This window comes from Allobosea sp. 47.2.35 (assembly GCF_024655635.1).
GTDB lineage: Bacteria > Pseudomonadota > Alphaproteobacteria > Rhizobiales > Beijerinckiaceae > Allobosea.
In genome coordinates this window covers 119,858-140,328 of record NZ_JANLGI010000013.1, presented here as the reverse complement: position 1 = coordinate 140,328, position 20,471 = coordinate 119,858, and the positions used below count along the sequence as shown (strand labels likewise).

Below are 20,471 nucleotides of genomic sequence, written 5' to 3'. Positions count from 1 at the left end.
ACCGCAACAGGCTCCGATGGTAAACCGGAACGTCTCTTCGTCGCGCGAGCAACGATGCAGGTTCAAACCCTTTCTCGCGTTCGCACGCCCGAGCGCGAGCAATGCCCGGTCACGCAGGTGCCCGCATCCTCCAATCGCATGAGATAAGCGGCATAAGACGAAGGGATGAGAGCACGCCTGCCAAGACCGCTTTGAAACCCGCCAGCGTTGACTTATGCCCGGAGCGCGGTGCAGCATGACATGCAAGGGGAACCGCACAAGCAAGAAAGATAAAGCTGATGAAGGCTGGCAACCGGCATGTCTGAGGATACTATTCTTTCGACATCAGGTCTTACAAAAGAATTTGCCGGCTTTACAGCTGTGAACGGCGTCGACTTGAGCGTGCGCCGCGGCTCTATTCACGCACTGATCGGACCGAATGGTGCGGGCAAGACGACCTGCTTCAATCTGCTGACCAAGTTCCTCGCACCCACACGCGGCGCGATCGTCTATAACGGGCGCGACATCACGCGTGAAAAACCCGCCGAGATCGCAAGGCTCGGGCTGGTGCGCTCCTTCCAGATTTCCGCCGTGTTCCCGCAGCTCTCGGTGCTGACCAATGTCCGCATCGCGCTGCAGCGGCGCAAGCGCGGTGATTCGTTCGATTTCTGGCGCTCGGAGCGCTCGCTCAGGGAGCTCGACGCCGAAGCGGAGAGCCTGGTCGATGCCGTCGGCCTGACCCCGTTCCTCGGCCTGACCGCGGGTGAGCTTTCCTACGGCCGCAAGCGGGCGCTGGAGATCGCGACGACGCTGGCGCTGGATCCGGAGATGCTGCTGCTCGACGAGCCGATGGCCGGCATGGGCCGCGAGGATGTCGAGCGCATCGAGGCCCTGATCCGCAAGGTCTCGAAGAACCGCACCATCCTGATGGTCGAGCACAATCTCTCGGTCGTCGCCTCGCTCTCGGACCGCATCACCGTACTCGCGCGCGGCCAGGTGCTGGCGGAGGGCGACTACGCCACCGTCTCGAAGGACCCGCGCGTGGTCGAGGCCTATATCGGCTCGGGAGTCGGCCATGGCCACCACTGAAGCGCTGAAGACGCCGGCCCCTGCCGCCGGCACCGCCCCGCTGCTCAAGGTCCGCGGGCTCGAAGCCTGGTATGGCGAGAGCCATGTCCTTCATGGCATCGATTTCGACGTCGCGCCCGGCGAGGTCGTGACGCTGCTCGGCCGCAACGGCGCCGGCAAGACCACGACGCTGAAATCGATCATGGGCGTGATCGGCAAGCGCAAGGGCTCGGTCATGCTGGAGGGCAAGGAGACCATCGCCCTGCCCTCGCGGTCGATCGCAAGGCTCGGCATCGGCTTCGTGCCGGAGGAGCGCGGCATCTACTCGACCCTCTCGGTCGAGGAGAACCTGATGCTGCCGCCGCAGGTGAAGCCGGGCGGCCTGCCGGTCGAGCAGATCTTCACGCTCTTCCCCAACCTCAAGGAGCGGCTGAAGAGCCAGGGCACCAAGCTCTCCGGCGGCGAGCAGCAGATGCTGGCGATCGGCCGCATCCTGCGCACCGGCGCCAACCTCTTGCTGCTCGACGAGCCGACCGAAGGTCTCGCCCCCGTCATCATCGACCAGATCGGCGCCACCATCCGGATGCTCAAGCAGAAGGGCTTCACCATCATCCTGGTCGAGCAGAACTTCCGCTTCGCCCAGACGGTCGCCGACCGCCACTACGTGGTCGAGCAAGGCAAGGTGATCGACATGATCCCGAATGCCGAACTCGACGCCAATATCGACAAGCTGCATCGCTATCTCGGCGTCTGAAGCAGCGCGATCCACCAGAACAGCACCGGCTCGCCCGGTATCGACAGAGGGAGAACGATCATGCAGCTGAAGACGATTCTCGCGACCACGGCGCTCGCGACCCTGATGGCAGCCCCCGCGCTTGCCCAGCAGATCACGGTCAAGGCCGGCGTGCTGAACGACCGCTCCGGCCTCTATGCCGACCTCGCCGGCGAGGGCTCGGTGATCGCGGCGCGCATGGCGGTCGAGGACTTCAAGGCGGCCGAGAAGGGCATCAAGGTCGAGATCGTCTCGGCCGACCACCAGAACAAGCCCGACGTCGGCTCGACCATCACCCGGCAGTGGTACGACCAGGACGGCGTCGACCTGATCCTCGACGTGCCGACCTCCTCGGTCGCGCTGGCGGTGAGCCAGATCACCAAGGAGAAGAACAAGGTCCATATCAATTCGGGCGCCGGCACCTCGGACCTATCCGGCAAGGCCTGCAGCCCCAACACCATCCACTGGACCTATGACACCTATGCGCTGGCCCAGGGCACCGGCGGCGCGATGGTGAAGGCCGGCGGCGACAGCTGGTTCTTCATGACCGCGGACTATGCCTTCGGCCACGCGCTGGAGCGCGACGCCAGCGCGACCGTCACCAAGAACGGCGGCAAGGTCGTCGGCGCGGTGCGCACCCCGTTCCCGGGCACCGACTTCTCGTCCTTCCTGCTCCAGGCGCAGGCCTCCAAGGCCAAGGTCATCGGCCTCGCCAATGCCGGAAGCGACACCACCAACGCGATCAAGCAGGCGGGCGAGTTCGGCATCGTCGCGGGCGGGCAGAAGCTCGCGGGCCTGCTCGTGTTCCTGACCGACGTGCACTCGCTCGGCCTGCAGGCGGCGCAGGGCCTTGTCCTGACCGAGTCGTTCTACTGGGATCGCGACGACGGCACCCGCGCCTGGTCGGAGCGCTTCGCCAAGCTCAATGGCGGCAAGAAGCCGACCATGGTCCAGGCCGGCGTCTATTCCGGGCTGCTGCACTATCTCAAGGCGGTCGAGGCGACCAAGAGCAAGGACTCGGCCACCGTCATGGCCAAGATGAAGGAGATGCCGACGGAGGATCCGCTGTTCGGCAAGGGCTCGATCCGTCCGAACGGCCGCAAGATGCACGACATGTATCTCTACGAGGTCAAGAAGCCCTCGGAGTCGAAGGGCCCGTGGGACTACTACAAGCAGGTCTCGGTGCTGCCGGCGGAGCAGGCCTTCCAGCCGCTGGCTGAAACCGGCTGCTCGCTCGTCAAGTGACGTGCGCCTGAAGCCCGGCACGCCCGGGCTTCGAATCCTCCGGCGCCGTTCCGGCCCCGCCACAAGGCAGGGCCGGAAGTGGCGCACGAGGTTCCGTCAAGACCTCCAGATGATCTGAGTCCCGCATGTTCGAGCTTCTAGGCGTTCCGCCGCAAGCGCTGTTTGGCCAGGTTCTTCTCGGCCTGATCAACGGCTCGTTCTACGCCATCCTCAGCCTCGGGCTGGCGGTGATCTTCGGGCTGCTCAACATCATCAACTTCACCCATGGCGCGCAGTACATGATGGGCGCCTTCGTCGCCTGGATGTGCCTGAACTATCTCGGCCTCAACTACTGGGCGGCCCTGCTGCTGGCGCCGATCATCGTCGGCGCGACCGGTGTCGCGATCGAACGATTGCTGCTCAAGCGCATCGCCCATCTCGACCATCTCTACGGATTGCTGCTGACCTTCGGCCTGGCGCTGATCATCCAGGGCCTGTTCCGCAACCAGTACGGCTCGTCGGGCCTGCCCTATGCCATCCCGCCGCAACTGACAGGCGGCCAGAATCTCGGCTTCATGTTCCTGCCGAACTACCGGGCCTGGGTGATCGTCGCCTCGCTCGTGGTTTGCCTGGGCACCTGGTTCCTGATCGAGAAGACCAAGCTCGGCGCCTATCTGCGAGCCGCGACCGAGAACCCGACCCTGACCCAGGCCTTCGGCATCAACGTGCCGCTCCTTGTGACGCTGACCTATGGCTTCGGCGTGGCGCTTGCCGCCTTCGCCGGCGTGCTCGCCGCGCCGATCTACTCGGTCAACCCGAACATGGGCGGCGATCTGATCATCGTCGTCTTCGCGGTCGTCGTGATCGGCGGCATGGGCTCGATCATGGGCGCGATCGTCACCGGCTTCTCGCTCGGCCTGATCGAGGGCCTGACCAAGGTGTTCTACCCGGAAGGCGCCGCGACCGTGATCTTCGTCATCATGGTGCTGGTGCTGCTGGTGAAGCCTGCCGGCCTGTTCGGCCGCGCGGCCTGACGCAAGACGCAAGGATAAGACCATGACCGACCTTGCCTCGACCGACGCAGCCGGCAGCGGCCTCGCCCTCAGCGAGACCGACGACAGCACGGCGCGCCTGCACCGCAACCTGTTCATCGCGATCGCCGCGGTGCTCGTGGTCGCGCCGTTCGTCGCCTATCCCATCTTCGTGATGAAGGTGCTCTGCTTCGCGCTGTTCGCCCTCGCCTTCAACCTGCTGCTCGGCTATGGCGGCCTGCTCTCCTTCGGCCACGCCGCCTATTTCGGCATGGCGAGCTATGTCTCGGCCTATACCGCCAAGCATTGGGGCCTGACGCCGGAGCTTGCGATCCTGCTCGGCACTGCCGTCGGCGCGGTCCTCGGCCTCGTCTTCGGCGCGCTCGCCATCCGGCGGCAAGGCATCTATTTCGCCATGATCACGCTGGCGCTCGCCCAGATGGTGTTCTTCTTCTCGCTGCAGACCCCGCGCTTCACCGGCGGCGAGGACGGCATCCAGGCCGTGCCGCGCGGCAAGTTCCTCGGTCTGATCAGCCTCGCCGACGACCGCGCCCTCTACTGGCTCGTCGCCGCCATCTTCCTCGGCGGGCTCCTGCTGATCTATCGCGTCATCCACTCGCCCTTCGGCCAGGTCTGCAAGGCGATCCGCGACAACGAGCCCCGTGCCATCTCGCTCGGCTATCGCGCCAACCAGTACAAGCTGATGGTCTTCGTGCTCTCGGCGACGCTCGCGGGTCTTGCCGGCGCGACCAAGGCCATCGTCTTCCAGCTGGCCTCGCTCACCGACGTCTACTGGACCATGTCCGGCGAGGTCGTGCTGATGACGCTGGTCGGGGGCTTAGGCACCGTCTTCGGACCGATCGTCGGCGCCATCGTCATCGTCGCCATGCAGAACTATCTCGCGACCCTCGGCGCCTGGGTCACGGTCGTGCAGGGCGTGATCTTCGTGCTCTGCGTCCTGCTCTTCCGCGAAGGCATCGTCGGCGTCATCGCAAAGGCCATCAAGAAGCCGCTGTGAGAGTGGCTTCGATCTAACGGATCAGCTTCGAGACCGTTCGGAACTGCGGATGCTCGGCACTCCGCAGCCATTCGAACAGCACCATCTCGGTGGTGACGATCTCGGCGCCATGGCTCGCCATGCGCTGCAAAGCGATCTCGCGCGATAGCGGCACGCGCGAGCCGATCGCATCGGCGACCACGACGACGCGGCGGCGATGCTCCAGCAGCGTCAGCACGGTCTGGCCGACGCAGACATGCGCCTCGCAGCCGCAGACGACCAGCTCGCGATCCCCCGCCACGGCTTCGAGGAAAGCGGGCTCGCCGCAGGCATCGAAGCTCATCTTGGTCACGGCGGGAGCGAACCCGGCCAATTCCGGCACCGTGGCACCAAGGCCGCGCGGATATTGCTCGGTCAGGACAGCGGGCACATCGAGCAGACGCGCTGCCTCCGCAAGACGCCCGGCATTGAGCAGGACTTTCTCGCCGTCATGGATTGCGGGCATCAGCCTCGCCTGGAAGTCGATGACGACCAGCATGGCATTCCCGGCGCTGAGCAGCGGCATGAGCGGCCTTCCTCTTCGTGCCCATCCAAGAGAAGAGCATAGCGCTTCAAGGAGCGGCCTGCGTCAACAGGCGCGGCATCTTCGGTCAGTCCGTCGCTTGACTTGCCCAGCGGCAGTCAACATGCAGATGAGATGGACGGTAAACAGATCGTTCCCTTCGCGACGACGCTGCATGTGCGCGACCATTGCCTGTGCCTGCATGTGCAGCGCGCGGCGCGGGTGCTGGCGCGCCGGTTCGACGACGCCTTGCGCCCGGTCGGGCTGACCAACGGCCAGTTCTCGCTGATGATGGCGATGAATCGCCCAGTGCCAGCGTCGCTCGGCCCCGTGGCAGACCTGCTGGCGATGGACCGGACGACGCTCACCGCCGCATTGAAGCCATTGCAACGGCGCGGGCTCGTCGCCGTCGCAGTCGATCCCGCCGATCGTCGTGGTCGCCTGCTGACACTGACGGAGGCCGGGATGACGCTGCTCGCCTCGGCCGTGCCGATCTGGCAGGAGACGCACACCGTCATCGAAGCCGCGCTGCCCGATGCTACGCCGGAAACCTTGCGCGACATGCTGCGCAGCCTCGGTTGACCGTCGCCCCTGCCCCGCCCGCGCCGCAGGGCCGCTCCGTCAATGCGACTCTGGCGCATGGCGCGCGCTGCGGCTACCGTCTCGCCATTCCCTAGACGCAAGTAAGATCGCAATTTCATGGACAAGCGGCTCGACATTCCCGCCCCGGCCGCAGCCATGACGCCGGCGGATATTCGCTCGGTCCTGATCGGCGTCATGCTGGCGATGTTCCTGGCTGCGCTCGACCAGACCATCGTCGCGACAGCGCTCCCCACGATGGGGCGCGAGCTCAACGACGTCACGCATCTCTCCTGGATCGTGACGATCTACCTGCTCGCCTCGACCGCGGTGACGCCACTCTACGGCAAGCTCGCCGACATCCATGGTCGTCGGGTGACGCTGCTCGCCGGCATCGTCGTCTTCGTGATCGGCTCGATCGCCTGCGCGCTGGCCCCCTCGCTCTGGCTGCTCGTCCTCGCGCGCTTCGTGCAGGGGCTTGGCGGCGGCGGGCTGATCGCGCTGGCCCAGACCATCGTCGGCGACATGGTCCCGCCCAAGGAGCGCGGGCGCTATCAAGTCTATTTCGCCAGCGTCTTCATGTCCTCCTCGCTGCTCGGCCCCGTGCTCGGCGGCTTCCTCGCGGAAAAGCTGCACTGGTCGGTGATCTTCTGGATCAACCTGCCGCTCGGGCTCGGCGCCTACTGGATGTCGAGCGCGGCGCTGAAGCGGCTGCCGCGCCATGAGCGGCCGCACAAGCTCGACGTGCTCGGCGCCGTGCTGATGACTCTGGGGACGGTGTCGCTGCTGCTCGCGCTCTCCTGGGGCGGCACCGCCTATCCCTGGCGCTCGCCGCAGATTGCCGGGCTCGTCGCTGCCTCGCTCGTGCTCTGGGCGCTGTTCGCCTGGCGTTTGCGCCGGGCGGCGGAGCCGCTGATCCCGCTCGACCTCTTCAGCAATCGCGTCGTCCGCCGCGGCACGGTCGCCGCCGGCTTCGGCATGGGCACCTTCATCGGCCTGACCATCTACCTGCCGCTCTATTTCGAGACGGTGATGGGCCTGAGCGCCACCCATTCCGGCCTCGGCCTGCTGCCGCTGACCTGCGGCACGGTGCTGGGCGCGACCAGCTCCGGGCGGGCGATGTCGCAGCTCACCCATTACAAGCGCGTGCCGTTGGCCGGGCTGTTCGTCGCGATGGCCGGCACGGCAGTGCTGGCCGCCTTCTCCGGCCAGATTCCGCTCCTGCCCTTCTGCGTCATCCTGGCGATCGTCAGCATCGGCTTCGGCACGCTGCTGCCCGTCGCGACGGTCTCGATCCAGAACGCGGTACAGGCGCATCAGCTTGGCACGGTGACGGCCGTCGCCAATTTCTTCCGCCAGATCGGTGGGGCGCTGATCGTCGCGGCGTTCGGCGCGATCGTGCTCGGCGGTGTCGGCGGGGCCGGCGCGCAGCTTTCGCCCGAGGCACTGAAGCTCGGCACCGTCGACCGTGAGACCATGGTCGTGCTGTTCCGCTATGTCTTCGGCGCCGCGAGCCTGGGGTTCGCGCTCGCATGGCTCTCGCTGGCGCGGATGGAAGAGCTGCCGCTGCGTGGCCGCGCGGTCGAGGCGGCCAAGGCGATCGGCGGCGAATAACGGAAAACGGAACCTGACCAGCCGGCCGCGCGTTGCCATGAACCCGTCATCCGTCCGGGCCAGCATGCCAGCATCGGCTAGCCAGGAGTTCCGCCATGTCCGATCTCGTCGTCATCGTCTATCCGACCGAGGCTCGCGCCGAGGAGATGCGCCAGAAGCTGATCAGCCTGCAGAAGGAATATCTGATCGAGATCGGCGATGCCGCCATCGCGGTGATGCACGAAGGCGGCAAGGTGAAGCTCAATCAGCTCCTGAACACGACCGCAATGGGCGCCGTCTCCGGCTCGTTCTGGGGCCTGTTGATCGGCGCGATCTTCCTGATGCCGATCTTCGGTGCGGCTTTGGGTGCTGCTTCCGGCGCGCTCGGCGGGGCGCTGACCGATTACGGCGTCGACGACAAGTTCATGAAGGAACTGTCCAACAGCCTGCAGCCCGGCAATGCGGCGCTGTTCGTGCTGGTCACCAAGGTCACAGGCGACAAGGTCCTGGAGGCGATCCGCGGCGCCGGCGGCACCGTGCTCAAGACCTCGCTCGACCGCTCGCAGGAGCAGAAGCTGCGCGATGCGCTGGCCGACGCGCACGGCACGACGCCGCCCGCGACCGAACCGCCGGCCCCCTACCCCCAGGGTACGGGCGCCCCGACGCCGGTGGGTTGAGGCATCTCAAGACGATATTCCCGGGCGAAGCGGAGCTTCGACCCGGGAATTTCATAAAGACAGACCGTTGGCTTCCGGGATGCCCCGGATCAGTCGCGCAGCAGCTCGTTGATGCCGGTCTTGGAGCGCGTCTGCGCGTCGACCGTCTTGACGATGACGGCGCAGGAGAGCGCCGGGCCCGGCGTGCCATCCGGGAAGGGCTTTCCGGGCAGCGAGCCCGGCACCACCACCGAATAGGGCGGCACCTTGCCGACATGGACCTGGCCGGTGGCGCGGTCGACGATCTTGGTCGAGGCCGAGATGAAGACGCCCATCGAGAGCACCGAGCCCTCGCCGACGATCACGCCCTCGACGACCTCCGAGCGGGCGCCGATGAAGCAGTTATCCTCGATGATGGTCGGGTTGGCCTGCAGCGGCTCGAGCACGCCGCCGATGCCGACGCCGCCCGAGAGATGCACATTCTTGCCGATCTGGGCGCAGGAGCCGACCGTCGCCCAGGTGTCGACCATGGTGCCGCTATCGACGTAGGCGCCGATATTGACGAAGGACGGCATCAGCACGACGCCGGACGCGATGAAGGAGCCCTTGCGCGCGGCGGCCGGCGGCACGACGCGGAAGCCGGCGGCGCGGAAACGGTTCTCGCCCCAGCCCTCGAACTTCGACGGCACCTTGTCCCAGAATACGGCCTCGCCCGGGCCATTGGCCATGATGACGTTATCGGTCAGGCGGAAGGAGAGCAGCACCGCCTTCTTCAGCCACTGATGGACGATCCAATCCGCGCCCTGCTTTTCCGCGACGCGGGCCTGGCCGGCATCGAGCATCTCGATCGCCTGCTCGACGGCTTCGCGGACGGCGCCTTTGGTCTGGACGCCGATCTCGGCCCGGTTTTCCCAGGCGGCGTCGATGGTCTGGTTGAGATCGGCGAGGGACATCAGGTGGCTCCGGCGCTTCCAGAAAGATCGGGGCGAGCGATGGCGGATGCGGGCGGCTGCGTCAAGCCGGGCGGCGGCGCAGCAGATATGTATCCATGATCCAGCCATGCCGCACGCGGGCCTCGGCCCTCACCGCGGCGATCTCGGCCGAGAGCGCGACCAGCGGGCCGGCGCGCAGGATTTCGTCGGGCGTGCCGAGATAGGCGCCCCAGAAGATGTCCAGCCCGGCAGGATCGACCTTTGCAAAAGTCTGCTCGCCGTCGAGCATGACGACGACGCTGTCCTGATCGGCCGGAAAGCCAGCCGCGAGCCGGCGGCCCGTGGTGATCAGGATTGGCGCGCCGATCGTATTGAGCGGGATGCGATGGCGCGCGGCCAGAACCTGAACGCTGCTGATGCCGGGATAGACCTGCCAGTCGAGGCCGAGGCCGGAAGCCGCGACGCGCTCCATGATGCGCAAGGTGGAATCGTAGAGCGCCGGGTCGCCCCAGACCAGCAGCGCACCGGTCTGGCCTTCCTGCAATTCGGCTTCAAACAGAGCGCGGTACCGGCCGGCTATGCGCTCGTGCCAGTCATCGACGACGCCGTGATAGTCGCTGCCGGCCTCGGCGCGGCGCGGAATCTCGACGGGCACGGTACGGTAGCTCGCGTTGCGGATGAAGCGGGCGCAGATCGCCTCGCGCAGGGCCCGAAGCGCGGCCTTCTCCTCGCCCTTGTCGGGAATGAACAGAATGTCGGCGCGGTTCAGCGCCTCGATCGCCTCGATCGTCATGTGGTCGGGATTGCCGGCCCCGATGCCGATGATGAGGATGTTACGCATGCCGCTCCGCCGTTCGCGGCGGCTTAGCATGGCCTGTGAGTGAAATGCGAGATCAGGCCCGGCCGAGCACGGCCATGCGGGCGAGATCGGCCTGTGGCGCCGGCGTCGCGTTCAACGCCAGCGCCGCCTGAAGCGCCTCCAGATCCGCCTGGAGGCGCGGATGCCAGCCGCAAGGGCATGGCTGGTCACCGCAATGAGCATCCGCCACCTCTCTGTAGACAGAACCGACCGCTGCCGCCGCCAGTTCGAGCAAGGCGAGCGGCGGCAAGCGAGTATCGCGGAGCGCGGCACAAAAAGCTGTCATGACCGCTTCCCGGATGTCCGCCCGGGCGGTTTCCAGCGTTTCGGCGCTCCCCTGATCAGGCTGCACGTTCGATGCCCTTGATGGCGGCATGGCGGCGCCGCTGTGGCCCTTGCAAGGGTCTGGGTCCCTGTTCCGGCAAGGTCACGGCAAGCAGGTCGACAAGGCGCTGCATGCGCGGCGGCAGGGCCGCGTCGGCGCCGAGATCGCCTGGCCCTTTGGCGAGCGCGAGCGCCCGGCGCAATTCAGGGCGGCTCGCCCCCGTGCGGACGATCTCGCGGATGATGATCTCGTCGATGCGGCCGATCGCGGCTGCGACATCGACCTCGGTGACGCCACCCATTCGGTTTCTCCGTCGGCTGTTTCACTGATCGCGAGGGAGAGATAGGCGCGTCGTCGATTCTATGCAAGCTCTTGTTATTACTGCATAAATAGAACCATTTTAAGGTAACGGGTCACTCTCACCTGCAGGCGTGACCGGATTATGACGGCGCCAGCGGCTAGAGGTCGCGGATGATTTCCAAGCGAGCGCCATGGGCGAGGCTATCGTCCAGGCGGGCATCGTCCGAACCGTAGAAGGAAACGGAATAGGCGCCCTGCCCGCGGCGGACGAGATGCTCACCGAGGCTGGCCGCGGCCGGGCCATGCGGCTCGGCCAGGGACAGCGTCTGCCGGCCGATGCGGAACTGCGCGAGCCCGAAGCCGAGGCCGGGGACGCCGCCGATGGCGACCGGATCCCGCCCGAGCAGGGCGCGATAGCGGGCGACCGAGGTCGCGAGGTCCTGAACCGCCACGGTGACACCCGCGACGCCGGTCACACCATTCGCGTGGCGTCGCCCCGCCCCTTCGGGCACGCGCAGGCTGCGCGCCGTGACGTCGGTGCAGAGGAAGGGGATATCGGGCTCGGGCGGACGGGCCGAGCGCCAGGCGATGCGCGTGCCGTCGGGCTGGAGTCGGCCGCCGTCGATCGGACCGTCCATGACGATGCCGGCGGCTCGCGCACGGGCGAGATCGGCATCGAGATCATCCGGCAGCACGGCATAGTCGACGAGGCCGGGGCCGGCGCGATCCAGCACCTGCCACCAGCGATACTCCGGCAGCGGGCGCGGGAAGGCGATGATCTCGAGATAGGCGCCGTCCGCGAACACGACCAGCGCATTGCGCGAGCCGCGCGGATGCTCGCCGCCGGGCAGCACGGTGAAGCCGAGCGCCGTGTGGTCGCGGACTGCCGCGTCGAGATCAGCGACAGCGATGACGATATGGTCGATCGAAAGCGGCATGGTTCTCGTTCCCGATGCTGGTCTCAGCGGCTCTGCGCGATGGCCTCGATGCCCGACATGCCGCCAAGCTGCGGCGCGAAGCTCTCCCAGACCTTGCGCGCTCCATCCTGCCAGCCCGGACGATCATCGGCCGACACGACTTTGCCGCCCTCGGCCCTGGCCCGTGCCATCGAGGCTTCCTCATCGGCCAGCATCAGTTCGTCGAAATAGGCGATGCCCTCTGTCACGGCTGCCGTCAGCGCCTCACGATCCTGCGGCGCCAGGCTCCTCCAGAAGGGGGCGGCGAACATGACGACGCCGCTCGCCCAGATATGGCCGGTCTCGATCAGGACCGGGACGACCTCGTGCAGGCGGAAACCGACATAGGCCGACTTGGTCAAGTCCATGCAGTCGACCACGCCGGTCTTCAGCGCATTATAGGTCTCGGGGATCGGGATCGGGGTCGGATGAGCGCCGAAGCTCGACCAGAGTGCGGTATGGAGGGGGCTCTGGATGACGCGGATGCGCTTGCCCCTGACCGAGCCGGGGGTGGTGAGCGGCTCCTTTGCCAGGAGATGGCGGGCGCCATAATTGATGAAGCCCGGCACCACGAAGCCCTGGGCCTGATAGAGTTCCTTCAGCGCGTCACCCAGCGGCCCGGCCAATGTCCGCGCCAGATGACCCCGGTCGCGGAACAGGAAGGGCAGGTCGAGGATCTGCCCGGCCGGCACCCAGGCCGAGAGCGAGGACACCGTCGAGAGCGCCGCCTGGATCGAGCCGACGCGCAGGCCCTCGGCCACCTCTTTCTCGCCGCCCAGCGCTGCATTGGGCACGATCCGCAGATCGAAGCGGCCGGGCGCCGTACGGTTGAGGATATCGGCGATGCGCCGCCAGACCTTCGTCTCCGGCTTGTCCTCGCCCAGCAGCGAGGCGACGGTGACGGGCCGGCCGGCGGCGGAGGCCAAGCTGCCCTTCAGGATGGCGGGCGCGGCGAGCGAACTGGCGGCGAACTGGCGGCGGGTGATTAGCAAGGCTTGCCTCCTTCGGCGCATACAGCGGGATCGCGCGAAACGCGCCCCGCTGCAAGAGGCCATCGCTCAACCGGAGAAGACGCCTTCGAAGACAGTGGCGCCGATCGGGCTGCGCTGGCTCGGCGTCTCGCGCGCCTGCAAGGCCTCCGGCAACTGCGCCTTGTCGCCGGGCTTGCCGATGGCAACGGCGGCCTCGACGCGATAGCCCGCCGGCAGCTTCAGCGCGTGAGGCGCCCGCGCGTGGTCGAAGCCGGCCATGCCATGCGCCTGCCAGCCGATACGCACCGCCTGCAGCGCGAGATTGGCCCAGGCGGCGCCGGCATCGAAGGAATGGGTATAGGACGGCACCTCCTCGGTCTTGCCGGGAACCGCCATCGTCTCCTTGGAGACGACGAAGACAAGGGCCGCCGCATGTTTCGCCCAGGATTGGTTGAACTCGCCGAGCAGGCCGAGCAGCGCCGGCCAATGATCGGTGCCGCGCCTTGCATAGATGAAGCGCCAGGGCTGCGAATTGTACGAGGACGGCGCCCAGCGCGCGGCCTCGAACAGCACCGCCAGCTCGCCTTCGGAGATGATCTCGCCGGTGAAGGCGCGCGGCGACCAGCGCTCCAGGAAGAGAGGATCGATCGCATGGTCGGCGGTGCGGCTATTGGCGGTAACGGTCATCGATGGTCCTAGCGACATGTCTTGCGGCGGCGAAAGCCGCGCGGTGATGGCAGCAGGATCGGCATCGCCGATAGGCCCGTCAAGCAATGGGATTTCTCAAGAAAGACCATTTCCTGCAAAGCCTTGCTGATTTCGATGACCTTATCGAGAAATACCTCTGCCGCATGACTACTCCGGCCGAGGCGGCTCTTCTTGCGCGAAACGCATGTCATATCGGATCAGCGCCCTGCGCGGTGGATTTCACGGCGCCCGATCGGCTATCCCGGAAGGAGTTGCCGACGGAGACGATGATGAGCGAGACCCATGCGATTGCCTCCGACCGGCTGCGCGCGACGGTACGCGCGCAAGGCGGCGAACTGATCGCGCTGTCCGATGCGAACGGGCCGGCACTCTGGAACGGCGGACCGGACTGGCCGCGCCATGCGCCGGTGCTGTTCCCGATGGTCGGGCGTCTCACCGACGATACGCTGATCCACGAGGGACGCTCCTACCGCCTGACCCAGCACGGCTTCGCCCGCGACAGCCTGTTCAGCTGGGTCGAGCGCAGTGCCGACCGAGCGGTCCTGGAATTGCGGGAAAGCCCGGAGACGCTGGCGATCTATCCATTCCGGTTCGTGCTGCAGATGATCTACGCGGTCGCGGGCGATACGCTGACCGTGACCTCACGAGTGAGTAATCCAGCCGAAGTGCCGTTGATCTGCGGCGTCGGCGCCCATCCCGCCTTTCTCTGGCCTCTGACTGAGAGCGTCACGAAGCAAGCGCATCGCCTGACCTTCCCGCAGGCGGAGCCGGGCCAGGGGCGCGGCGTCGAGGCCGGGCTACTGACCGCGCCGATCCCCCTGCCCTTCTCCGACAGGGAACTCGATCTCGACGAAAGCCTCTTCATCAACGACGCGATCGTGATTCCGGATGCGGCCAACCGCTCGGTGCGCTTCGCGGCATTGGACGCGTCAGGGCGGGAGAGCCGCGCCCTGACCGTGAGCTGGGAGGGCTACAAGGATCTCGGCATCTGGTCGAAGCCATCCGGCGCGCCGTTCCTGTGCATCGAGCCCTGGTACGGCATGGCGAGCCCCGCCGGCTGGCAGGGCGAAATCGCGGAGAAGCCCGGCATCCTCACATTGATGCCGGGCGAGAGCCGCGATTTCGTCTGGCGCGCGACGCTGTAGCATTTCACCCGCGACGTCATCCCGGGCGGAGCGAAGCGGAAACCCGGGATCCATTCCGGGGCATTTCCCAAGAAGCTTCAGGCATGGATCCCGGATCAGCGCCGCTGCGCGGCTTGTCCGGGATGACCTCTTGGAGGGTACGGGTGGAGAACTCCCGTCGTCCTCACTTCTTCTCGACGTTCCAGAACAGCATGACCGGGGCCGCCAGCACGCCGGATACATTGGTACGCCGGGCATAAGGCTGGTCGAACTGGCCGAGCACGCGATAGGGCTGCATCTCGGTCAGGCGCTTGTGCAGCGCCTCCAGCGCCACCTTGCGGCTGGCATCGTCGGGCGCATCGACGAAGGCGCCACGCAGCTTCTCGGCCTCGGCATCGCAGGGCCAGCCGGCCCAGGCGCGCTCGCAGGCCATGTTGGTGCCGATATTGGTCAGTGGCGATTGCATCGTCGCGCCCGAGGCATAGGTGACGAAGAGGTTCCAGCCGCCCTGATCCGGCGTGCTCTTGTTCTGCTGGCGCGTGGTGACGGCGCCCCAGTCGGCGAACTGGACATCGACATTGAAACCGACCTTCTTCAGCGAAGCCGCCGCGACCTCGGCCATGCGGCCGATCGGAGCAATATCGTTGCTGGTCGAGAGCACAAGCTTCTCGCCCTTATAGCCGCTCTCCTTCAGGAGCTCGCGCGCCTTGTCGAGATTGGGCTTGGCGTAGCCCTCGCTGCCGACCTCGGTGCCGTTCGGGCCGCCGCAGATGAAATAGGCGTTGCAGCGCTTCCACCATTCCTCATCGCCGAAGCCGGCCGCGAGGAAATCAGCCTGCTCGGTCGCATAGGCCAGGGCGAGCCTCGCCTTTGGATTGTCGAAGGGCGGGTGGAGATGGTTCGGCCGCAGCATCACCTGGTTGGCAAGGTTCGAGTAGCGGTCGACCTTGACCTGCTTGTTGGTCGAGATGACCGGGATCAGGTCCTGGCTCGGCTGCTCCCAGATATCGATCTCGCCGGTCTGGAGCGCGGCAGCCGCAGTCGCCGCGTCCGGCATGATCTGCCATTCGACGCGATCGACCTTGACGACGCGCCCGCCGGAAAGCCCGTCGGCCGGCTCGGAGCGCGGCACGTAGTCGGGATTGCGGTCGTAGACGACCTTCGAGCCGCTGCGCCAATCCTCGCGGTTGAACTTGAACGGGCCGGAGCCGATCGTCTCGGTGATCGGCTTCATCGGATCGGACTTGGCGTCGGACTCGCGCATGATCACCGGGATCTGGCCGACCGCCGAGCCGAGCGCGAAGGGCACCAGCGCCATCGGACGCTTCAGCTTGAGGCGGAAGCTGGCGTCGTCCACCGCCTCCATGCCCTCGGTATATTCCGCGAGCTTGCCGCCGATGGTGTCGCGCTTCATCCAGCGGCCGAGCGAGGCGATGACGTCCTTCGTCGTCACCGGCTGGCCGTCATGGAATTTCAGGCCGGGACGGAGCTTGAAAGTCCAGGTCAGCTTGTCGGCCGAGGTCTCGAAGCTCTCGACCATCTGCGGCTTCGGCTGGAGGTTCGAATCCCAGGCGAATAGCGTCTCGTAGATCATCAGCCCATGCATGCGGGTGATGACGATGGAAGCCGCGACCGGATCGAGCGTCTTCAGATCCGCGTGCGGCGCAACGCGCAGGATGCGGTTAGAGGCCGGCTGCGACTGCGCCGATGCCTGAAGCGGCAGGAACGCGGCAGCCGACAACAGCAGCGCGGCGGTGAAACGGGACAGTTGCATCAGGCGTTCTCCTCCTTCGTCACCGGCCCTGCGGCACCGCCCCTCTGCGGAGCCGCCTCAGCCGGCGCGTTTCATGCTCGTTGCATCTGCAAAATTCTTGCCCGATGGCCGGCAACCCGCAAGCTGCCTTCCGCATCGAGCCAGAGGCAGGGCCGCGCGCGCCACGGGCCGTGCAGGTGATCGGCGAGCGCGCGGCCGTTCGGCAGCGGTGTCAGGCGCGAGGCGGTCCCACTGGCAGGCCAGGGCATCAGCGCCGTGCCATCGGCCCGGATCTCGATCTCCGTGCCGAAGCGCGGATCGCGCCAGCGCCCGACCAGGCGCGGATCGAGCCGCGTATCGGCCGGCACGCGCCGGAGCGAGCGCGGCACGCCACCGATCAGGCCGGTGAGGCGATCCTCTCCTTCCCGCTTCAGGCGGATGTCGAGATAGGCCGGCAGGCTGCGCAGGCCGCCATCGCCATCCGTCACAAGGCGCTCGAAACCGCCCATGAAGCTGATCGAATCCGTGGCGAGTTCGGCCCAGAACGGCCCCTCGCCGCTGGCGAAGAGGCCGACCGGCGCTTCGGCAATCGTCGGCAGGTCCTGCCCGAGCAGGGCTGCCAGTACCGTGAGGGCTGGCCAGAGTGCCTCTTCCTCGCGGTTGGACAGCACGACGACACCAACGCCATGGGCCGGCGACATCCAGAAATGGTTGCGATAGCCGGCGAGCGAGCCGCCATGGCCGACGATGCCGGTCTCGCCGAGCCGGCTGCAGACAAGGCCCAATCGATAGACGCTCTCGCTGCCGTCAGCGAAATGGCGCGGCGCCGTCAGGCGCTCCAGCATGCCAGCGAGCGGGCCGCGGCCCGCCAGCAGGGCCGAGGCCCAGCCGGCGAGATCGGCGGCGGAACCGACGATTCCGCCCGAGGCGGAGAAATGCGGACCATTATGGCCGCGCCGCCAGGCCGTGCCGTCGTTCCAGTAGCCGGTGGCGAGGCCGGGAACGATTTCCGAGGCGTCATAGGGCAGGCGGAAGGCGGCACCCAGTTCGCCGGAGAGCTCCGCGACGGTTTCCTTGTAGGGTTTGCCCGTGACCTGCTCGAGGATACGCTGCCCGAGCCGCCAGCCGGTGTTGGAATAGGCCATCTCGGTGCCGGGCTCGGCATTGAGCGCGGGCAGGCTGCAAGCGAACGCGAAAACCTCCTCCGCACTCAAGGTCGCGGTGAAGGGCACGCCCTGGTGCCAGAGGGCCTCCATCATGTCCGGCAGAGCGCCGGTCATGTCGAGGGCGCGGCCGAGTTCGACCGCAGCGAGCGGCGCGGACAATTCCTTCAGCCAGCGGCCGAGCGGCGCATCGAGCGGGATGCCGGCGCGCAGCAAGGCGATCGCGAGGATATGCTTGCTGATCGAGGCGAAGCGGTTCGGCGTCTGCGCCGTGAAGGGTACGCCATATTCGATGCTGGCGTGGCCGCCGGCAAAGGCCTCGCGTACGCCGTCGCGATCGAAGAGCACGACGGCGCCGCCCGGCCCGGCTGCACTTTGCCAGCTCGCGGCGATTTCCTGCGCGCGGGACGCGGCGCGGGTCCAGTTCAGGGCCATGTCCTGCTCCCTCAACCCTGCGGGCGGGCTTCGCCGAGGAGATTGCGCAGGGCCCGCATGAAGACGCGCGCGCCGGGGCCGATCGCATCATCCGGGAAGTCGAAATCCGGATTGTGCAGATGCGCCGTCTCGCCCGAGCCGAGCAGGAACATCGCCGATTTGGACCGGCGCCCGAACAGGCCGAAATCCTCCGAGCCGCGCGAGGGCGGCGTCGGGCCATGCGGCACCTTCTCCTCGTCCATCGCCCGGCGCAGCATCGCGACGGCCTCCGGCTCGTTCTCGCAATGGTGGAAGATGTCGTGATAGCTGATCTCGACCGTCAGCCTCCCGGCCTCGGCCGCCTCGCGCGCAAGCTTCTCGGCAGCTTCGCAGAGCGCGCCCATCTGCGCATCGTTGACGGTGCGCAGCGTCGCCCAGAGCTCGCCTTGGCCCGGCGCGATGCCGAAGGCCTGCTCACCGATCTCGACATGGGTCACCGTCACGAGCCGGAAACTGGCGTCGAGCGGGCCGCCCGGTCCGAGCGCGGTAAGGGCGGGGATCAGCGATGCGATGGCCGGGGCCGGCGAACGGCCATGCTCGGGCGTCGAGGCATGCGAGGTCTCGCCGGTCAGGATGATCTTGATGCCGCGCGAGGCGCAGTTGGCGGCGCCTTCCGAGATGCGGGCATGGCCGACGGGCACGCCCGGACGGTTGTGCAGTGAGAAGGCGTAATCCGGCACGATCTCCTCGAATTTCGGATCGGCCATCACCGCAGCGGCGCCCGCGCCGGTCTCCTCGGCCGGCTGGAACAGCAGGATGGCGCGGCCCTTCTTGGGCGGATTGCGCTGCAGGCCGCGCGCCAGACCGGCGAGGATAGTCATATGGCCGTCATGGCCGCAGAGATGGCCCTTGCCGGGGATCTCGGAGCGATGGTCGCTGTCGGAGAGTTCCTCGATCGGCAGCGCGTCGAGTTCGGCGCGGATCAGCACTGTCGGGCCGGGCTCAACGCCCTCGTAGATCGCCGCGACGCCATGGCCGCCGAGCTCGGTGACGATGTGGTCAGGCCCGGTCGGCTTCAGGAATTCGACGATGGTCGCGGCGGTCTCGCGCTCCTCGCCCGAGATTTCAGGCCTGCGATGCAGCCGATGCCGGAGATCGACGAGATCGACCATATCGCTGTTGGTCAGGAACACGGATGAAGCCTCCCGGGCTGTTTCACCGGCGGATCACCGGCTCTTTCCCGGAAAGGTTCGACACTTCAGCCGCTTCGGCAACCCGCGTCATCGCCGGGGGCGGCATGCGCGAGCGCTAGAGCAATCCGCAATTCTTCAAATCGCGAAACTGCTCTACGCCTTTGATGTAACGCATTTTCTTCACGCGAACCGGTGTCCACTTCGCTCGAAAATGCTGTAGATCAGTTGCCGAGTTCGGCCTCGATCTCGGCATTGAAGGCCTGCGCCAGCATCGCCCGGCAGGCTTCGGCCTGCTGTCGCGCCGAATCCAGCGCGATATGGGGGAGAATCTCGGCGAGATCGCGCAGGGCGAAATCGACGGCCGACATCAGGCCGAGCACAGGCTCGGCGGCGGCAGCCGGCTGTTGCGGAAGGCGGAACGCGATGACCTGACCCATAGGCATACTCACGCTGAAAGCGAATCGGCCTTCAGTGTGCGGGGGCAGGCTTCAGGAAGTGGTTAACGGCGGAATTGCGGCAGCGCTGCCGGCTTAACCATAGCCATGCAGGCTGGCGCCATGGCGCTTCAGCCAGCCCTCCGCCTCCTCGGTATGGGGGCAGAGCTTGTGGGTCAGCGCCCAGAAGCGATGCGAGTGGTTCATCTCCTTGAGATGCGCCACCTCATGGGCCGCGAGATAATCGAGCACCGGGGACGGCGCCAGGACCAGGCGCCAGGAGAAGCTGAGATCCCTTTGAGAGGAGCAGGAACCCCAGCGGCTCGTCGTGTCGCGGATGGTGATCTTGCGGGCGGGGATGCCGAGCGTCGCGGTGTGGCGGCGCACCGCCTTCTCGATATCCTCGAGCGCGAGCTTCCGCAGGAAATCCTTGACCCGGCGCGCGACATGGGCGGCATCGCCGGCCACCGCGATGACGGGCGCGCCGTCAGCGTCACGCGTCGCCTGCGTCAGCCCGCGCGCCTTCGACCAGTGGACGATGCGATGCGGCACGCCGCGCAAGGGTATGCTCTGGCCGGGCTCGAAGGGCACAGGCCGCGGGCGCTTGGCCATGCGCGCCGCGATCCAGCCGCCATGGTTCTCGGCGAAGGTGCGGCCAGCCGCGAAATCGGCCCGCTCGGGCAGGGTCAAGGTGATCTCGCCGGTCGCCTGCGAGACGCGCAGGGTCATCCGCCGTGCAGCGGCGCGACGCTTGACCAGAACGGCATAGCGCGTGCCGGCATGCACGACCTCGATCCGGTCGGGGTCCGGCTGGCGCCTGAACAGGGAGATGCGCATCGCCCGCGATTGTGCGGGATTCGCGGGCGATTAGAAAGGGA

The 20,471-nt window shown here is 67.0% G+C and carries 22 protein-coding genes; 9 read left to right on the top strand and 13 right to left on the bottom strand.

Going from position 1 to position 20,471, the window contains the following annotated elements:
- The first annotated feature begins 297 nt into the window (after positions 1-297).
- The 5 genes from NUV79_RS16880 (at position 298) to NUV79_RS16860 (ending at position 5,092) form a co-directional block, all read left to right on the top strand.
- Positions 298-1,068, top strand: a complete 771-nt coding sequence (locus NUV79_RS16880; RefSeq protein ID WP_257734255.1) for an ABC transporter ATP-binding protein — start codon at positions 298-300, stop codon at positions 1,066-1,068.
- Complete coding sequence (locus NUV79_RS16875) at positions 1,055-1,801, top strand: ABC transporter ATP-binding protein (RefSeq protein ID WP_257734254.1); 747 nt, start codon at positions 1,055-1,057, stop codon at positions 1,799-1,801. Before NUV79_RS16880 ends, NUV79_RS16875 begins: the two co-directional genes overlap by 14 nt.
- Before the next feature lie 60 nt (positions 1,802-1,861).
- Positions 1,862-3,064, top strand: a complete 1,203-nt coding sequence (locus NUV79_RS16870; protein ID WP_257734253.1) for an ABC transporter substrate-binding protein — start codon at positions 1,862-1,864, stop codon at positions 3,062-3,064.
- A 125-nt stretch (positions 3,065-3,189) separates the two neighbouring features.
- Positions 3,190-4,077: a branched-chain amino acid ABC transporter permease gene (locus tag NUV79_RS16865; RefSeq protein WP_257734252.1), complete on the top strand. Its 888-nt coding sequence runs from the start codon at positions 3,190-3,192 to the stop codon at positions 4,075-4,077.
- A 22-nt stretch (positions 4,078-4,099) separates the two neighbouring features.
- On the top strand, positions 4,100-5,092 hold the full coding sequence (locus NUV79_RS16860; protein WP_257734251.1) for a branched-chain amino acid ABC transporter permease: 993 nt from the start codon (positions 4,100-4,102) through the stop codon (positions 5,090-5,092).
- Between the two features lie 13 nt (positions 5,093-5,105).
- Here the strand turns inward: NUV79_RS16860 and NUV79_RS16855 are convergent, their stop codons facing one another.
- Positions 5,106-5,636 carry an isochorismatase family protein gene (locus NUV79_RS16855; RefSeq protein WP_257734250.1) on the bottom strand — a complete coding sequence of 177 codons (531 nt, stop codon included), beginning with the start codon at positions 5,634-5,636 and terminating at the stop codon, positions 5,106-5,108.
- 132 nt (positions 5,637-5,768) lie between these two features.
- Here NUV79_RS16855 and NUV79_RS16850 point away from each other — a divergent pair, with 132 nt between their 5' ends.
- From NUV79_RS16850 to NUV79_RS16840, 3 genes are all read left to right on the top strand, one after another.
- Positions 5,769-6,215 (top strand): MarR family winged helix-turn-helix transcriptional regulator, encoded by a 447-nt coding sequence (locus NUV79_RS16850; protein ID WP_257734249.1) that lies wholly within the window; start codon positions 5,769-5,771, stop codon positions 6,213-6,215.
- 117 nt (positions 6,216-6,332) lie between these two features.
- Positions 6,333-7,826: an MDR family MFS transporter gene (locus tag NUV79_RS16845; protein WP_257734248.1), complete on the top strand. Its 1,494-nt coding sequence runs from the start codon at positions 6,333-6,335 to the stop codon at positions 7,824-7,826.
- Positions 7,827-7,921: 95 nt separating this feature from the next.
- Entirely contained in the window at positions 7,922-8,482 is a 561-nt protein-coding gene (locus tag NUV79_RS16840; protein WP_257734247.1) for a DUF1269 domain-containing protein, read from the top strand.
- Between the two features lie 89 nt (positions 8,483-8,571).
- On the opposite strand, the gene dapD is transcribed toward NUV79_RS16840, so the two are convergent.
- The 7 genes from dapD to NUV79_RS16805 form a co-directional block, all read right to left on the bottom strand.
- On the bottom strand, positions 8,572-9,414 hold the full coding sequence (dapD, locus tag NUV79_RS16835; RefSeq protein ID WP_047580860.1) for a 2,3,4,5-tetrahydropyridine-2,6-dicarboxylate N-succinyltransferase: 843 nt from the start codon (positions 9,412-9,414) through the stop codon (positions 8,572-8,574).
- Between the two features lie 61 nt (positions 9,415-9,475).
- Entirely contained in the window at positions 9,476-10,234 is a 759-nt protein-coding gene (cobF, locus tag NUV79_RS16830; RefSeq protein ID WP_257734246.1) for a precorrin-6A synthase (deacetylating), read from the bottom strand.
- A 52-nt stretch (positions 10,235-10,286) separates the two neighbouring features.
- Positions 10,287-10,604, bottom strand: a complete 318-nt coding sequence (locus NUV79_RS16825) for a hypothetical protein (protein ID WP_257734245.1) — start codon at positions 10,602-10,604, stop codon at positions 10,287-10,289.
- Positions 10,594-10,878 (bottom strand): hypothetical protein, encoded by a 285-nt coding sequence (locus NUV79_RS16820; RefSeq protein WP_257734244.1) that lies wholly within the window; start codon positions 10,876-10,878, stop codon positions 10,594-10,596. Before NUV79_RS16820 ends, NUV79_RS16825 begins: the two co-directional genes overlap by 11 nt.
- A 157-nt stretch (positions 10,879-11,035) precedes the next feature.
- Positions 11,036-11,815 carry a VOC family protein gene (locus NUV79_RS16815; protein ID WP_257734243.1) on the bottom strand — a complete coding sequence of 260 codons (780 nt, stop codon included), beginning with the start codon at positions 11,813-11,815 and terminating at the stop codon, positions 11,036-11,038.
- A gap of 23 nt (positions 11,816-11,838) precedes the next feature.
- Positions 11,839-12,825, bottom strand: a complete 987-nt coding sequence (locus NUV79_RS16810) for a TRAP transporter substrate-binding protein (RefSeq protein ID WP_257734242.1) — start codon at positions 12,823-12,825, stop codon at positions 11,839-11,841.
- Between the two features lie 66 nt (positions 12,826-12,891).
- A complete protein-coding gene (locus NUV79_RS16805; protein WP_257734241.1) occupies positions 12,892-13,491 on the bottom strand; it encodes a nitroreductase family protein in 600 nt (199 codons plus the stop codon).
- A gap of 290 nt (positions 13,492-13,781) precedes the next feature.
- Here NUV79_RS16805 and NUV79_RS16800 point away from each other — a divergent pair, with 290 nt between their 5' ends.
- Positions 13,782-14,657, top strand: coding sequence for an aldose 1-epimerase family protein (locus NUV79_RS16800; protein ID WP_257734240.1), 876 nt, complete (start codon positions 13,782-13,784; stop codon positions 14,655-14,657).
- Between the two features lie 163 nt (positions 14,658-14,820).
- Here the strand turns inward: NUV79_RS16800 and NUV79_RS16795 are convergent, their stop codons facing one another.
- The 5 genes from NUV79_RS16795 to NUV79_RS16775 all read right to left on the bottom strand — a co-directional run bounded on the left by NUV79_RS16795 (position 14,821) and on the right by NUV79_RS16775 (position 20,430).
- A complete protein-coding gene (locus NUV79_RS16795; protein WP_257734239.1) occupies positions 14,821-16,410 on the bottom strand; it encodes an ABC transporter substrate-binding protein in 1,590 nt (529 codons plus the stop codon).
- 71 nt (positions 16,411-16,481) lie between these two features.
- Positions 16,482-17,987: a serine hydrolase domain-containing protein gene (locus tag NUV79_RS16790; RefSeq protein ID WP_257734238.1), complete on the bottom strand. Its 1,506-nt coding sequence runs from the start codon at positions 17,985-17,987 to the stop codon at positions 16,482-16,484.
- An 11-nt stretch (positions 17,988-17,998) separates the two neighbouring features.
- Positions 17,999-19,159: an amidohydrolase gene (locus NUV79_RS16785; protein ID WP_257734237.1), complete on the bottom strand. Its 1,161-nt coding sequence runs from the start codon at positions 19,157-19,159 to the stop codon at positions 17,999-18,001.
- Positions 19,160-19,380: 221 nt separating this feature from the next.
- A complete protein-coding gene (locus NUV79_RS16780; protein WP_257734236.1) occupies positions 19,381-19,596 on the bottom strand; it encodes a hypothetical protein in 216 nt (71 codons plus the stop codon).
- A 93-nt stretch (positions 19,597-19,689) separates the two neighbouring features.
- Positions 19,690-20,430 (bottom strand): M48 family metallopeptidase, encoded by a 741-nt coding sequence (locus NUV79_RS16775; protein WP_257734235.1) that lies wholly within the window; start codon positions 20,428-20,430, stop codon positions 19,690-19,692.
- Positions 20,431-20,471 lie beyond the last annotated feature (41 nt).